Here is a 16,564-nt window from a genome sequence, read left to right on the forward strand (position 1 = left end):
ATTGATTTATCAAGGTTCGATCTCTAGAGTTCGCTATGTCTTGATACTTTGTTATCATTAGGAGTTCGCTATGTATTGATATTTTATGTTATTAATAAGGGTTCGCTATGTATTGATATTTAATAAATAGTTATTAAATATACGGACATCGTGAGCTCTGATTTTGGTGTAGGAGTTGTAGGGGTCGGATTTATCCGACCCGGATTATTTAGTAATTTTTTAACGGGTTCGATGAGGAGAAAAAAATTTGGATATTAATATAAAAAAAATATTGTTTGAGGAATTATTAGATAAAGTAGAAAAACCGGGTAGATATACCGGTAAAGAATATAATGAGATAATAAAAAGAGAGAAGAAATCGACGATTAAAGTAGCCTTAGCCTTTCCTGATTTATACGAAATCGGGATGAGTTATTTAGGGTTTAAAATTCTGTATGAGATTATTAATAAAAGAGATGATGCACTGGCTGAGCGAATTTTTTCACCGGCAGTAGATATGGAAAATTTATTGAGAGAACGACAGATACCTGTTTTTTCTTTAGAAACCTATAGAGCTTTAAATTCTTTTGATTTAGTTGGGTTTACCATTCAACATGAATTATGTTTTTCTAATATTCTGAATCTCTTAGATCTGGGAGGTATTCCTCTGAGATCTACAGCGAGAAAAGAAGAAGATCCCTTGATTATTGCTGGTGGTCCAGGGGCTTTTAATCCTGAACCTTTATCCTGCTTTATAGATTTATTTGTAATTGGAGAAGGGGAAGAAATTATTGGTGAAATTATAGAAGTTTATAAAAGATGGAAAGAAAAAAAACAAAGTCGATCTAAACTCTTAGAAAAATTGGGTCATCTAGAGGGGGTATATATTCCCTCTCATTATAAGGTTGATTATCTTGAAGACGGAAAAGTTAAATCCATTACTCCTAAAAAAGAAGCATATCGTTCAGTAATTAAAAAACGAATTATTTCTAATTTTGATCAAGTATTTTATCCTCTTTATCCTATTGTCCCTAATATCGATGTGGTTCATGATAGAATAACTTTAGAGATTTTTCGGGGGTGTTCTCGGGGATGTCGTTTCTGCCAGGCAGGAATAATTTACCGTCCGGTAAGAGAAAAATCAGTTGGAACTTTGGTTAAATTAGCTGAGGAAATTCTTGCTCACACTGGATATGAAGAGATCTCTTTGTCATCTTTGAGTTCGAGTGATTATAGCGAAATAGAAAGATTAATCACCCAATTGGTAGACCGATTTAAAGAAAAAGGAGTGGGAGTTTCTTTGCCTTCTTTGAGAATAGATACTTTTTCGGTTGCTTTGGCCCAACAAGTTCAGAGAGTCAGGAAGACTGGTCTCACTTTTGCTCCAGAAGTTGGGACTCAGAGATTAAGAGATGTAATCAATAAAAATGTTCAAGAGGAGGATTTATATTCATCCATAAGAGCAGCTTTTCAGGCCGGGTGGAGAAAGATAAAACTTTATTTTATGATAGGATTACCCACCGAAACAGACGAAGATGTGGAAGAAATAGTCAAGTTAGTTAACCAAGTTGACCGCATGGGCAGAGAAATAATGGGGAGGAAAATAAATATAAATATTAGCGTATCTGCTTTTGTGCCCAAATCCCATACACCTTTCCAATGGGAAGCGCAGGAAGCAAGAGAGAGTTTATCTAAAAAAATTGGATATTTAAAGGATAGATTAGATTGGAGGAATATTTCCTTTAGTTATCCCGATATTAAGCATAGTTATTTAGAGGCAGTCTTTGCTCGAGGGGATAGGAGATTAGGCGAAGTATTAGAAAGAGCCCATTATCTGGGGTGTAAATTTGATGCCTGGAGTGAACAATTTAAATTTGAAGCCTGGCAACAAGCCTTTGTTGATAGTGGACTTAGTATGGAATTTTATGTCAATAGAGTACGGGAAGATGATGAAATCTTACCCTGGGAGCATATCTCTTGTGGGGTTAAGAAGGAATACCTACTCAAGGAAAAGGAAAAAGCTTTAAAAGGTGAAACAACCCCTGATTGCCGCTTTGATTCTTGTACTTCCTGTGGAGTATGCTAAATGAGTCATTAGTGAATAGCATAATTAGTATATAGTATCCAGTATTGAGTATATAGTAAAGAGATAGTAAGATAGAAATTAGAAGTCAGAAAATAGAAAATAATCATAGTGCGTATTGCGTATTGCGTATTGCGTGAAGAAAATCAGAATTCAGAATTCAAAACTTTTTCAAATAAAGTATATTTTTTAGTGTAGGGGTCGAATTTATTCGACCCGTTTTTAACTATTTATTTACGCGATGCCAATCTGGACATTATAATTTAATTGATGAATTGAATAAAAGGAGATTTATTTTATTTTGGAACAATTAATCAGAGTAAAATATAGTAAAGATGAACCTATTAGATATATTTCTCATTTAAACTTAGTTCAGGTTTTTACCCGGGCTTTAAGAAGAGCCAACCTCCCGGTGGTTATATCCTGCGGTTTTAATCCTCGGTTTAGAATATCTTTTGGTCCCCCTTTACCTTTAGGGATCAGTAGTTCATCTGAATATTTAGATATTCGTTTAAAGGAAAGAATAAAAACTGAGGACTTAGTTGGTAGGTTAAACCGAGTTTTACCGGAAGGATTGAAGATATTAGAAGCCAAAATAATCCCCTCCTCTGCCGATTCTTTAGTAAAAGTAATCGATAAAGCTTCATATTGGATAAATTTAAAATCAAGGGGAAGTTTATTAAATTTGGAAGATGACCAGGGGGAAAGTAAATTAAAAGAGTTAGTGAAAGAGATAGACAAAGATATTAAAATTTTTTTAAGATTAGAGGAAATTATGGTAGAAAAGTCGACTAAAAAAGGGGTGAAGAGGATGGATATAAAACCATCAATTTTAAATATGTCAGTTAAAAAAATTCAACACCAATTTTTAGAACTTAATTTAGGTCTGAATATAGGACAAGAAGGAAATTTAAATCCTCAATATGTAATTAAAGCCTGGTTATCTCATTTTGGTAATAATTTTGAGATTAAAAAAATTTGTAGATATGGATTGTATATTAAAGGTAAAGAAGTTATCGAAGATTAATTTTTATTAAAAAGACAAATAAAATTGCTTTAAATTTTTATTAAAAAAATGTTGATTTGAATAGGGTGAATCTTGATAGTGAATCTTGCTCATCTTTACTAATTAAATAATTTAGAGTAAGATAGATGAAGATTAATATTAAAGTAAAACAGGAGTTTGGAATGAATAAAAGAGTAATCATAGATGTGGGTTTAACTGAAGAGAGAGTGGCGATAATTGAAAATAGTCGATTAGTGGAAATTCACATCGAAAGAATTGAAGATGACAAGATTGTTGGTAATATCTATAAGGGAAAAGTAACCAATGTTTTGCCTGGAATAGAGGCAGCATTTGTAGATATTGGAATTGAGAAAAACGCTTTTTTACATATCGACAAAGTTATAATTGATCAAGATAAAGATAAAGAGGCAGTTACAGAAACTGAGATTACCCCACAGCTTGCTTTGGATAAAATTAAAGTTGGTCAAGAGATAATGGTGCAAGTAGTAAAAGAGGCGATAGTTCCTAAAGGAGCTCGAGTTACTATCAATATTAGCCTTCCGGGTAGATATTTAGTTTTGGTACCCAATAACATAAATATGGGAATTTCCCACCGAGTTGAAGAGGAAAAAGAGAGAGAAAGATTAAAAAAAATTGTTCAAAAGCTAAAGCCTAAAAATGCGGGATTGATTATTCGAACTGCTGCCTGGGGTAAAGAATTAGAGGATTTTTTACCTGATTTAGATTTTTTGACTAGATTATGGAATAAGATAAAAGGGAAAGTAAATAAAACTAAAGCTCCGATGTTATTATATGAGGACTTAACCCTCACTTATCGAATTATTCGTGATCTATTTACCGAAGAGGTAGAAGAAATTTTAATCAATTCTAAGACTGAATATAAAAATGTATTACAGTTTTTAAAAACTCTATCTCTATCAGAATTAGAGCCGAGAGTCTCTCTTTACGAAGGAGAAAAAGCTATATTTGAAGAATATGGTATCGAAAAGGAAATTAATAAAGCTTTACAAAAGAAGGTATGGCTTAAGTGTGGAGGATATTTGGTCTTTGACCAAACTGAGGCTTTAACAGTAATTGACGTAAACACTGGTAAATTTGTTGGTAAAAAAGATATGAGAAGGACTATTTTGAAGACTAATTTACAAGCAGCAGAAGAGATAGGTTTTCAGTTAAGGTTAAGAGATATTGGAGGAATTATTATAATCGATTTTATCGATATGGATAACCAAGAAGACATCGAAAAGCTGATAAAGAAATTAGAAGAGAGTTTGAAGAAAGACAAAACTAAGACTAATGTCGTTCAAAATAGTGAATTAGGTTTGATAGAACTTACCCGAAAGAGGTCAAGGAGAGATTTGGAAAATATGCTGAGAATTTCTTGTCCTTACTGTTCTGGAACAGGGAGAGTTTTATCTTCAGAAAGTGTAAGCAATATGGTTTTACGTAAGTTAGAAGAATTATGTAAGACTTCAAGAGCGGAAGCAGTTCTATTAGGTGTACATCCTAAAGTGGAAGAAGCCCTCTCTGGGACGAAGATGTTACTAATTAAACAATTAGAAAAAAGTAATAAAAAAACTATCTATATTAAATCTTCCAAAGATATCCATATAGAAAGAATAGAAGTAGTAGCAGTAGGTAGACTAAAAGAAGTAAAGAAGATCAAGCAGATGTTTACTTAGTTAGCTAGTTACTTGGTTAGCTAGTTGATTGGTTAAATAATCTACCAATCTACCAACTAACTAAATACTCAATACGCAATACGAAATAATTTGACAACTTTATAAATATATGCTAAATTTTATAAGCATCTGTTTTATCCGCACAGGTTGGGTTTAAAAGTAGTCATTTTTTGATTGCTACCTAATCAGGGGCGAGTTTAGAAAGCAAGGAGGATGGCGAGGAATGCAAGCAGTTATTGCAACTGGAGGGAAACAATACTGGGTAAAAGAAGGAGATATTATCAGGATTGAAAAGATAACCCAAGAAAAAAACCAAGAAATAGAATTTAATCAAATATTGATGGTTAACAAAGAAGGAGAATATATTATAGGCCGACCATTAGTGGAAAAGGCTAAGGCTATTGGGAAAGTTTTGAAGCACGATAAAGCTAAAAAAATAATAGTTTTTAAGTATAAATCTAAAAAAAGATATCGTAAAAAGACTGGACATAGACAACCTTATACCGAAATCTTGATTGAAAAAATAGAAGCATAAAGGTAGCCTATAATATAAAATTATTTATATTGATTTATATTGATAATAAATTTAATTTAAATAGAAGTAGATTTTAAGAGAGCGAGGTGAGGGATTATGGCACATAAAAAGGGTCAAGGTTCAGTTCGAAATGGTAGAGATAGTAATCCTCAGTATTTAGGAGTAAAACGATTTGCTGGTCAATTTATAAAAGCAGGCAGTATCTTAGTAAGACAGAGAGGGACTAAAATTCTTCCTGGAGAAAATGTGGGAAGAGGAAAAGATGATACTTTATTTGCTTTAATTGAAGGATTTGTAACTTTTGAAAGAAAAGGAAAAGATAGGAAACAAATCTGTGTTTATACTGAAAGATCTTAAGGAAAAAGTTTATTTTATAAATTAACCCTGGGTTTTTTTGTAAAACTCAGGGTTTTTTAGTATTATGACAAAAAAGGTGCCTGGCACTAAATTTGTCATAAAAATTTCATTTTTAGTAGGAGAAGATTATGTTTGTAGATAGAGTGAAAATAGAAGTAAGAGCAGGAAGAGGGGGAAATGGCGCAGTAAGTTTCAGAAGGGAAAAATATATCCCCAAAGGTGGACCAAATGGAGGTGATGGCGGAAAAGGGGGAGATGTGATTATAGAAGCTGATGAAAAGGTCAGAACCCTGGTGGATCTTTATAATCACCCGCATCAAAGGGCGCAAAACGGAGAAAGTGGTCAGGGAAGTAATAAAACAGGTAAAAGTGGGAAAGATTTAATTATAAAAGTTCCCCTGGGGACTATAGTAGAGGATATAGATAGCTCCATAATTTTAGAAGACTTAACTAAAAATGAGCAGAAAATTACTGCGGTGGGAGGAGGACAAGGTGGACAGGGGAATTTTCGCTTTAAGAGTTCCATTAGAAGGGGACCAAAATTTGCGCAAAAAGGAGAACCAGGAGAAGAAAAAAAATTGTATTTAAGTCTTAAAATAATCGCTGATGTTGGATTAGTTGGCTATCCTAATGTTGGAAAATCTACTTTGCTTTCTCGGATTTCTTCGGCTAAACCTAAGATTGCTGACTATCCCTTTACTACCGTCAATCCCAATTTAGGAGTAGTGAGGGTAGATGAAACAAAAAGCTTTATAGTGGCAGATATTCCAGGACTGATTGAAGGTGCCCATCAGGGTATAGGTTTAGGAGATAAGTTTCTAAAGCATATTGAAAGAACTCAAATAATATTACATCTAATCGATGGTTCTACCATAAAAAAAGAGGATCCCTTACATGATTTTACGGTTATAAACAAAGAATTAAGTAATTTTAGTGAAAAACTAGCTCAAAAATTTCAAATTATAGCTATAAACAAGTGTGATTTATCTTCTGCTAAAGAAAATTTGAATTATCTTAAAGAAGCTTTTGGTGAAAAAGGTTATAAAGTTTACCCAATTTCTGCCTTAACTAGAGAAGGAATAGATACACTGGTTTATGCTCTTTCTTCTCTATTAGATAAACTGAAATTAAAAGAAGAAGAAAAAGTTGATCAAGTTTTACCCGAAAAAGAGGTAGTATATAAATTTACTCCGCGGTTTATAATTTCTAAAAAAGAAAATATTTATGAAGTAACTGGAGCAGAAATTGAACGAATAGTGGCAATGACCGATTTTAATAATGAAGAGGCAACAGAAAATTTTCAGAAAATAATCAAAAAAATTAATTTAGAAAAGGTTTTAATTAAAAAAGGAATTCAAGAAGGAGATCAAGTAAAAATCAAAGGAATGTTTTTTACTTTTTCTAATAAATAGAGTATAATTTTATTAATTAATTAATAATATTTATGGTTTTTCGCTTTTCTGCCTGTGCGTTGCACGCAGACAGGTCAGGCAGGCACGCAGACAGGCAGCTTTAACTTTTTTTAGTTTAATAAGGTGAATTAATGACCAAAAAATTCGATAAACTTTTAGAAAATATTTTTTTAACCAAAAAGTATTTATTAAAAAATTTCTTTTTTATTATTATACTGTGCCTCCTAATAAGTTTTTCTTTTTTAGTTCAAATTGCGGAAGCCTCTTCTGATCTAAAGATAAGTGTTTTATATTTTAATGACCACACTCAACAATCGGAGTGGAATTGGTTGAGTAAAGGCTTGACTGATATATTGATCAATGACCTTTCTCAGGTTGATGCTATTACCTGTTCCTCACGTCAAGATATAGAAGATTTATATTATAAATATAACTTATTACCCCTTTTGACTGAGTTAGAGAAACCTTTATTAATTCAAATTAATGAGGATTTAAAGGTCGAGATAATATTTTTTGGAAATTATTATTTTTCTTCACCTTCAAATTTAAAGGTAAGTCTTAAAAAATATGAAGTCGCAACTGGAGAAATTACTACTTTTCGGGATTTTGTAGTAGAAAAGACTGATCTTTGGGGGTTAGAAGACCAGATAGTCTTTTTTATTTTAAAAGAACTTAATATTGGATTATCTGATCAAGATAAAGCCATAATAGGAGAAATTCCTACTACTTCTCTTGAGGCCTTGAGTAATTATTATAAATGTCTTGATTCTCGAGATAAGGCTATTGTTACATATCAGGGAGCAGACTTTCCCAGTAAGAAATTATGGGCTGAAGCAATTGAATATGGAGAAAGAGCAGTAGTAATAGACCCCAAGTATGCTGATGGTTATTATCTTCTGGCTGAAATTTATAATAGAACCCATTGGACTATTAAAGAAGCAGAGAGTTTAAATAAATTTATACAATTGGTAGAAGCTAATCAAATGGAGAATAAAGGTATTTATGAGAAAGCTGCTCAGGCCTATTTTAGATTAGGATATGCTTTTTATTCCAAAAAAGATCATCAACAAGCGATCGAGTATTTTAATTCTGCTCTAAAATATAATCCTGATTTATTAGAGGCTCATCTATATTTAGTTCAAATCTATTATGATATGGGCGAGATAGGTCTTTCTCTCGATGAATGTGAAGAAGTTTTAAGGATAGATCCCCAGAATAAAGAAATTCCCTGGTTCATTAAAAAGAACGAACAGGCTAAAAAATATGGACGAGAAACCTATGAAAATTACGAAAAAGGTTATCTGGCTTATAAAAAGAGGAATTTTGAAGAAGCTATACCATATTTTAAATTAGCTATTTTGAAAAATCCTAATTTTAAAGAACCTCACTATTATTTAGCCTTAAGCTATTATGAAGCAGGTGATTTGGATAATTCTATTTCCCAATGGGAAAAGGTTATTGAGATAGATAGTTTTGACAATACAGCTAAACATTTTTTAAACAATTGTTTAGAGGAGAAACAATATGGGAGAGAGACTTTAAAATATTTTAATACTGGTTATGATTATTATTTGAAGGGTGAATATGATAAAGCCATCAAAGAATTTAATCAGTCTTTAGATTATAATCCTGAATTTGAGAAAGCCCGTCAATTTCTTTCTCGTTCCTATTATCAACTTAATCAGATGGATAAATACTTAGAAGAAAGAGAGAAAGTAACTACATTAAAAATTAGTGGGGAAGAGGAAAAAGCAGAGGAACACTATAAATTAGGTTATGAATTTTATTCTTTAAAAAATTATACGGTAGCAATGGAGGAACTTAAAGAAGCCCTTAATTTAAAGAGTGATTATCCTAATGCTCGATATCTATTGGCTGAATGTTATTTCCAAAAGGGAGAATATAAGATAGCTCAAGTGGAATATGAGCGAGTAGTGACTGATTCAGTGATAAATGAATATACTGATGACGCTCTTTTAGGTAGTGGCTGGTGTTATTATTTATTAGAGGAATATCCAGAGGCAACTGAGAAGTTTTTAAAATTGTTAAAAGATTTTCCGGATAGTAATTTAGCCTTACAAGCTAGGTATAAATTGGGAAAATCATATTTTAAAGCAGAAAATTACCCAGAAGTAATCAAGATAGATGAGGAATTTATTGAAAAATATCCCGAAGAGCAGGGGAAAGAGATAGGAGAGGTATATTACTTATTAGGCCAGGCTTATTTTAGATCTGATCAATATAAAGAGGCAGAAGAGGTCTTTAAAAAAATGTTATCTCTCTTTCCAGAATTTGAATTAGTTAATGAAGTAAAATATTTTGAGGGTTTAAGTTTATTTAAGCAAGATAAATTTGAAGAAGCTATAGCGCAATTAGAAGATATAATTTCAACATCAGGAATAGAGGAGGCCAAAAAAGGTGAGGCACAGTATTTATTAGCTCGCTGCTACCTTAATTTAAAAGAATATAATAAATCTATTGAAAATCTGGAGAATTTAAAACAACTTAAGCTGGGAGATTCTTTATTAGCAAAAGCTAGTTTTGATTTAGGCTTAGCCTATTCTCTTCAGGGAGACAAAGAAAAAGCAGTTTTAGAATTTCAAGAATTTATAGAGAGATATCCGCAAAATGAACTTATTGAATCTGCTTATTTTGAGCTAGGTAAAAATTTGTATGATTTAAAAGAATATAAATTAGCTTTATCTGAATTTAAAAAAGTATCTACAGCTGAAGCGATTTATTGGAGAGGAAAGGCCTCTGAAGAATTAGGGGATCAAGAAGGAGAGATTTCAGCATTTGAAGAATTGAAGAAAAATTACCCTCAGAGTGAATTTTCTCAAGAAGCATATTTTAAATTAGGTAATTCTTATTATAATCAGAGTAAATATAAAGAAGCAATTGAGGAATTTGAAAAAATTATTCAATCTTTTCCTGATTCATCTTTGGTTACGGAAAGTTACTATTGGATGGGGTGGAGTTATTTTAAATTAACCAATTACCAGAAGGCAAATGAATATTTTAATCAGGTTGAGGAAAAGGAAGGAAATTTAACTATAGCGCAAAGAGCTAAGTTTATGGCCGCAGAATCATGGTATAACCTTAAGGATTACCAAAAAGCCCAAGAAGCATATAGACAATTTATAGAAAAGTATCCTAATGCAGAATTATCAGTAAATGCTCAATATGCCATTGCTTGGTCTTATCTGGAAAATAAAGAATATGAAGCCTCAGTAGAGGAATTTAAAAAACTTATAATTATTTATCCTAATAGTAAATTTATTGAAGAAGCACGATTTAGGATAGGCAAAAACTATTTTCTTTTAATGAAGAAAGAAATGGCGAAAACAGAACTGGAAAAATTCATAAATAGTTATACTAAGAGTGATTTTAAAGCAGAAGCCTTATATTTAATAAGCCAAATATCTTTACAAGAGGAAAAATGGATAGACAGTATTATTAATTTAGAAAGATTAGTCAGAGAATATCCTGATAGTCAATATTTATCTGAAGCTTGGTATGGTCTATGCCTATCTTATTTTAAAAAAGATGAATATGAAAAAGCTATCCAGGCCGGAGAGAATTATTTACAGGATTATTCTAATCTAAAATATGGAGAGGATATCTTATATATAAAGGCAGTTTGTTGGGAAAAATTAGAGAATCGAGAAAAAGCTATTAATGATTATCAGCTTTTAATTTCAAAATTTCCTCAGAGTTCATATCTAGAAAAGGCTCAGGAGAGATTGAAAGTATTACAGAAAGAATAGAATATGGCGGATAGCGTTTAGCGTGGAGAAATAAAGTGATAAGTAATCTGTAATGAGTAATAAGATCATAGTTCTGAATTTACAAAAGCAGGTTACTTATTACACGTCACATATTACACAACTTACTGGCAGACTGGGTAACCAGATAACCAGATAACTAAATTAATTGGTAAATTGTTCAATTGGAGAATTGGAGAATTGGAGAATTGGTGAATTAAAATATGTTAAAAAATAAAAAAGAGGGGGCAAATATTTAATGTTTGAATTTATGATAAAAGGTGGGTTCTTAATGTACCCCATTTTAATATGTTCATTATTGGCAATTTCTATTTTCTTTGAAAGAATGTTCTATTTAAAAAGCATTAAAACTAAAAGTAATAAATTTGTTTTTCGAGTTAAAAATTTTGTTAAAAAGGGGAGTATTGAATTAGCTATTTCTTCCTGTCGTAAAAATCCTACTCCTATAGCTAAGATTATGTTGACTGGTTTAATGAAATTTGGCCGGAGACGAGAAGAAATAAAAGAAGCAATCGAAGATAGAGCTAGCCAAGAGATTCCTTTATTAGAAGGTAATCTGTCCACTCTTTCTACCATTAGTAATATTGCTCCTTTATTAGGGCTTTTAGGAACAGTTTTTGGTATGATTCAGTCCTTTAATGTAATCACCTTAATGGGAGTCGGTAACCCAGAAGCATTAGCAGGAGGGATTTCAGTAGCTTTGCTTACTACTGCCTTTGGATTATCGGTAGCTATACCGACTATTGTAGCTTATAATTATTTATCACATCGGGTAGAAAAATTAATAAGAGAGATGGAAATAAGTTGTATAGATCTTCTAGATCTTCTAACTAGCCAGGAAATTAATCATAATGAGGTTGTTCAAAATAATATTAATCAAGGCGGTGAAGTAGAATATGAAGTTTCATCATCCGAATAAAAAAAGTGCCAGTTTTGATTTAACGCCCTTAATTGATATAGTCTTTCAACTATTAATATTTTTTATGGTGACTACCACATTTGTAAATTTAGAAAATAGAGTAAAAATAAATTTACCAAGTGGAGATTTTGCTGCTGTAGAGCCATCGAAAAATATTACTGTAACTATTACTGAAGATAATACTATTTATTTGAACGGAAAATTAATAGATCCTTTAAAAATTACTGAAAGTATAGCTACAGAATTAAAAAAAGAACCTGAAAAAATAGTAGTATTGGAGGCAGATAAAAATGTGCTGCATGGAAAAGTAATCAGTGTAATGGATTTACTTAAAAAGGGAGGAGCAGATAAAATTGCCATTGCCACTCAACCGACTAAAAAGAAGTAGTGAATAAATTAGTATATAGTATATGGTATATAGTATAGCGTAGAGCGGGTAGCGTTTAGCATATAGAAACACAGTGATGAGTAATAGGTAATGAGTAATAAGATTATAGTTCTGAATTTACAAAAACAGGTTACTTATTACACATCACATATTACACATTTTACTGGTAAACCGGATAACTGGTTAACTAAATTGAACGGCAGACCGGAATACTGGTGGGATTTTAGACTTAATTAATTGGTAAATTGGAGAATTGGTAAATTGGTAAATTGGTGAATTAAAATTGAGGTATAAATAATAAATGTCCAGATATAGTTATAGAACAAAACGTTTAGAACAGAGTAAAAAAAGTTATTTAGGAAGATCGTTTCTAATCTCAATTATACTTAATATTATGTTATTATATGCTTTTGGGAATATGATTGCTTTTAATTTTAACAGACCTTTCCCGAAGGAAGAAGAGCTTACCTTAGTTAGCTTAATCGAACTTCCTGCTCCAAAACAACCGGAATCAAAAAAACCAGAGATTACTGTAAAAAAGACAGTTGCTCAATTGGAAGTTAAACCAAAAGTTACTCCAGTTTCTCCTGAACCACCTAAGATAATGGAAGAAAAAACAGAGACAAAGGTAATTAAAAAGGAGGAATTAACCGTAACTGAAGGTATACCCAAGGTAGAAGTTAAAACTCCTCAGGTGGAAAGTAAACCTCAATCAGTAGTCCCGTCAGTCCAAACCAAGGAGTCCTTAGGGCAGGATATAAATGTTTCTACTGAATATTTTAATCAGGTTATAGCCAGTAGAAAAGAAGTAAAGGGAGAAATATTCGAACCAGGTGAATCACAGCTTAAAATTAGTTTGGGTGAAAAACAAGTAGAGAATATTGAAGCAACTTATGGTACTACAGTAAACCTGGGAGAAATTAGTGCTCTACCAGAGACGAAAGAGAAAGAATCTCCTTTTGGGAGTAGACCTCTTTCTATTATGATTGAAAATTCAGCGGGGGCCAGACCACAAACTGGTTTGGATAAGGCAAATATTGTGTATGAAGTTTTAGCAGAAGGTGGAATTACTAGATTTTTAGCCTTTTATTATGACCAGGAGGCAGAAGTAGTTGGACCAGTAAGGAGTGCAAGACCTTATTTTGTGAGTAAATCTTTAGAGCATCAAGCAATTTATGTTCATATTGGAGGAAGTGAAGAAGCATATAATTTCATAAAAGAAGAGAGGATAGATGATATAAATGAATTTGTAGATTTTCAACCCTTTTGGAGAACTCAAGACCGACAACCGCCTCATAATTTATACACCTCTACCATCAAATTGAGAGAAGAAGCTAATAAATTGGGTTATGTTGAAATGATAAAGAAGCAAGATTATCAATTTGAAACCGAGAGCAATGAAAAATTGACTGGTAGACAAAATAATTCTATAGTAATTCCTTACAATAATGATTATACGGTAAGTTATAAATATCAACCCGAATCGATGAAATATCTAAGATTTATAAACAATGAACCCCATATAGATGCCAAGACCAAAAAGCAATTAGCGGTAGATAATATTATAATTCAATTTACTAAAACTAAAATTATTGATGAAGAGGGAAGATTAGCAGTAGATTTTATTGGTAAAGGAAAAGGATTATTATTTTTTAAAGGCAGTTCGGAAGAAATTACCTGGGAAAAACAAGATCTAGAATCAAGAACTGTATTTTTAGATAAGGAAGGGAATAGGATAGCTTTAACTCCAGGAAATGTTTGGATACAAATAGTACCTACAGATTTAGGAGTACAGTACTAAAAGTGACCAATTTTATACCAACTGCAAAATTGGTCCTAAATATATAAAAATATTATAAGATGAAAAAATTAGAAGAAATTTTAGAATGTTTTTTAGATTATCTGACCATTGAAAGAGGTTTAGCTCAAAATACTATAATCTCTTATAGATATGATTTGATAAAATATATTAATTTTTTAAAAAAGAATAAGATTAGTTCTTTTAATCAGACCAAGAAAGATTTAGTCAATAATTATTTTGTTTTTTTAAGAAAAAAAAATTTAGAGATTAATTCAATATCTAGAAATTTAGTGGCGGTGAAGATGCTTTATCGCTTTTTATTAATAGAAGGTTTTATCAAAGAAGACATTACCGGCCTGATTGAATTTCCCCGGATGAGCAAGAAGCTTCCTCATGTTCTGAGTTTGAGAGAGATAAATCTTTTATTAGATCAAGCTAACTTTAAAAGTAATCTGGGCCTAAGAGACCAGGCTATATTAGAGTTACTTTACGCCACTGGCATGAGGGTTTCAGAACTAATATACTTAAAAATTGAGGATATAAATATGGAAAATCGTATGTTAAAATGTCTGGGGAAGGGCTCTAAGGAACGAATCATTCCTTTTGGGAGTAAGGCAGATGAGTCTTTACGTTTATATCTTGATAAAGTAAGACCAAAATTAGTTAAAAATCCGAATGAGGATATTTTGTTTTTAAATAGTCGAGGAGAAAGACTTTCTCGGCAGGGGATATTTTATTTAGTTAAAAAATATGTTCGAAAAGCTGGAATAGAGAAGAAAGTCACTCCCCATACCTTAAGGCACACCTTAGCTACCCACTTATTAGAAAATGGAGCAGATCTCAGGTCAGTTCAAGAGATGTTAGGGCACTCAGATATTTCTACTACTCAAATTTATACCCATGTAAGCAGAAAATGGGTTAGTGAGGAATATTATAGGGCTTTTCCAAGAACATAAAACAGTATATAGTATATGGTATATAGTATATAGTGAAGAGGAAGAACGTATAGTAAATAGAGAAGAAGAAGGAAGCCAGAGACATATTTAGCATATAGTAGTTCGTTTCCTAAATGTCTTTACATTTTTTTCTGTCATTGCGAGGAGTAAAGCGACGAAGCAATCCCTTTATTTGTAAGGACTTGAGATTGCTTCGCTATCACTCGCAATGACAAATCATTGTAACATTATTTAGGAAACGCTCTACTAGTTACTTGGTTAGATAGTTAAGAAAATAGAAGGAAGAAGCCAGGAGCCAGAATAAAATAATCGTATCTTGTATCTCGTGACTCGTCACATGACACGATTTGTTTGCAAACTGGCTACCTAATAAATAAAAATAGTTAAATGATTTAAAGAATATAAGGGAGTAGAATAAAAGTGGAAGATTTAAAAGCAAAAATTACTGAAAGTGTTGAATTTATTAATCAAAAAAGTAATATTAAACCAAAAATAGCTATTATTTTGGGAACCGGATTAGGAAGATTAGCAGAAGATATCCAAGAAAAAGAAATTATACCATATAGTGATATTCCTAATTTCCCTATCTCTACAGTTCAAGGCCATGGTGGCAACTTAGTTTTAGGAAAATTAGAAAATAAAGAAGTTGTAGCCATGCAAGGAAGATTTCATTATTATGAAGGCTATAACTTAAAAGAAGTCACCTTTCCGGTAAGGGTAATGAAAAAGTTAGGTGCAGAGGTAATCATTATTTCCAATGCAGCAGGAGGGATGAATCGATTTTTTAAAAGAGGTGATTTAATGCTTATCACCGATCATATAAATTTATTTGGAGATAACCCTTTAATTGGTCCCAATGATGAAGAATTAGGGCTAAGATTTCCAGATATGTCTGAAGCTTATGACCGAAAACTTGTTGAATTAACTCTAAAGGTAGCTTTAAAAGAAAAGATTAAATTGCATCAAGGAATATATGTAGGTTTAACTGGTCCTACTTTGGAAACTCCGGCTGAGTATAGGTTTTTAATAAAAATAGGAGCAGATGCAGTGGGTATGTCCACTGTTCCAGAGGTTATAGTAGCAAATCACATGGGAATGAAAGTGTTGGGTATTTCTTGCATCACCGATTTAGCTATAAATGGAGTAGTAGTAAAGACTGGCTTAGAGGAAATATTAAAAGCAGCTTCTGATGCTGAACCAATTATGACCAAATTAGTAAAAAAGGTAATTCAAAAAATTGATTATTAATATTTTAAAAATAGCTTTCATATCTGCTTTGCCTATTACTGAATTAAGAGGGGCTATTCCCATAGCCTTAACAATTTATAAAATGCCTGTTTTTCCGGCTTATTTCTTTGCAGTATTGGGAAATATAGTGCCGGTAATTTTTTTATTACTTTATTTAAAACCTTTTTCGGATTTTTTATGTCGATGGCATTTCTTGAATATATTCTTTAAATGGCTCTTTAAAAGAACGCATCAATATGAGGAAAAATTTGAAAAATATGGGGCATTATTTTTGTTGGTCTTTGTGGCTGTTCCGCTTCCTGGAACAGGAGCCTGGACTGGTTCGATTGCTGCATTTGTCTTTGGAATAAGATTTTGGTATGCTTTTCCTGCCATAGTAGGAGGAATTATAATTG

General features: G+C 32.0%; 13 protein-coding genes. All 13 read left to right on the top strand.

Translation table 11 applies throughout. From position 1 onward, the window contains the following. Positions 1 to 247: 247 nt before the first annotated feature. On the top strand, positions 248 to 2,065 hold the full coding sequence (locus COZ07_RS06110) for a TIGR03960 family B12-binding radical SAM protein (RefSeq protein ID WP_406607687.1): 1,818 nt from the start codon (positions 248 to 250) through the stop codon (positions 2,063 to 2,065). 298 nt (positions 2,066 to 2,363) lie between these two features. Next, positions 2,364 to 3,089 (top strand): DUF2344 domain-containing protein, encoded by a 726-nt coding sequence (locus COZ07_RS06115; RefSeq protein ID WP_406607688.1) that lies wholly within the window; start codon positions 2,364 to 2,366, stop codon positions 3,087 to 3,089. Between the two features lie 125 nt (positions 3,090 to 3,214). After that, entirely contained in the window at positions 3,215 to 4,768 is a 1,554-nt protein-coding gene (locus COZ07_RS06120; protein ID WP_406607689.1) for an Rne/Rng family ribonuclease, read from the top strand. A 223-nt stretch (positions 4,769 to 4,991) separates the two neighbouring features. Further along, the gene (gene rplU / locus COZ07_RS06125) at positions 4,992 to 5,303 is read left to right on the top strand and encodes a bL21 family ribosomal protein (protein ID WP_406607690.1); all 312 of its coding nucleotides are present in this window, start codon (positions 4,992 to 4,994) and stop codon (positions 5,301 to 5,303) included. 96 nt (positions 5,304 to 5,399) lie between these two features. Next, the gene (gene rpmA / locus COZ07_RS06130) at positions 5,400 to 5,660 is read left to right on the top strand and encodes a bL27 family ribosomal protein (protein ID WP_406607691.1); all 261 of its coding nucleotides are present in this window, start codon (positions 5,400 to 5,402) and stop codon (positions 5,658 to 5,660) included. A gap of 128 nt (positions 5,661 to 5,788) precedes the next feature. Next, positions 5,789 to 7,072 carry an Obg family GTPase gene (gene obgE / locus COZ07_RS06135; protein ID WP_406607692.1) on the top strand — a complete coding sequence of 428 codons (1,284 nt, stop codon included), beginning with the start codon at positions 5,789 to 5,791 and terminating at the stop codon, positions 7,070 to 7,072. A gap of 131 nt (positions 7,073 to 7,203) precedes the next feature. Next, positions 7,204 to 10,839: a tetratricopeptide repeat protein gene (locus COZ07_RS06140; RefSeq protein WP_406607693.1), complete on the top strand. Its 3,636-nt coding sequence runs from the start codon at positions 7,204 to 7,206 to the stop codon at positions 10,837 to 10,839. Between the two features lie 256 nt (positions 10,840 to 11,095). Then, positions 11,096 to 11,776 carry a MotA/TolQ/ExbB proton channel family protein gene (locus COZ07_RS06145; protein ID WP_406607694.1) on the top strand — a complete coding sequence of 227 codons (681 nt, stop codon included), beginning with the start codon at positions 11,096 to 11,098 and terminating at the stop codon, positions 11,774 to 11,776. Continuing rightward, on the top strand, positions 11,754 to 12,164 hold the full coding sequence (locus COZ07_RS06150) for a biopolymer transporter ExbD (protein ID WP_406607695.1): 411 nt from the start codon (positions 11,754 to 11,756) through the stop codon (positions 12,162 to 12,164). The genes COZ07_RS06145 and COZ07_RS06150 overlap by 23 nt, the downstream gene beginning before the upstream one ends. 301 nt (positions 12,165 to 12,465) lie before the next feature. Beyond that, positions 12,466 to 13,965 carry a DUF3048 domain-containing protein gene (locus COZ07_RS06155; protein WP_406607696.1) on the top strand — a complete coding sequence of 500 codons (1,500 nt, stop codon included), beginning with the start codon at positions 12,466 to 12,468 and terminating at the stop codon, positions 13,963 to 13,965. A 59-nt stretch (positions 13,966 to 14,024) separates the two neighbouring features. Further along, positions 14,025 to 14,921, top strand: coding sequence for a site-specific tyrosine recombinase (gene xerD, locus COZ07_RS06160; RefSeq protein WP_406607697.1), 897 nt, complete (start codon positions 14,025 to 14,027; stop codon positions 14,919 to 14,921). A 420-nt stretch (positions 14,922 to 15,341) separates the two neighbouring features. Beyond that, on the top strand, positions 15,342 to 16,169 hold the full coding sequence (locus COZ07_RS06165; RefSeq protein ID WP_406607698.1) for a purine-nucleoside phosphorylase: 828 nt from the start codon (positions 15,342 to 15,344) through the stop codon (positions 16,167 to 16,169). Then, positions 16,159 to 16,564: COG2426 family protein (locus tag COZ07_RS06170; RefSeq protein WP_406607699.1), on the top strand; the 406-nt coding region annotated here is incomplete at its 3' end. The genes COZ07_RS06165 and COZ07_RS06170, both read left to right, overlap by 11 nt.

The organism is Candidatus Infernicultor aquiphilus (assembly GCF_002784285.1).
Classification (GTDB): Bacteria; Atribacterota; Phoenicimicrobiia; order Phoenicimicrobiales; family Phoenicimicrobiaceae; genus Infernicultor; species Infernicultor aquiphilus.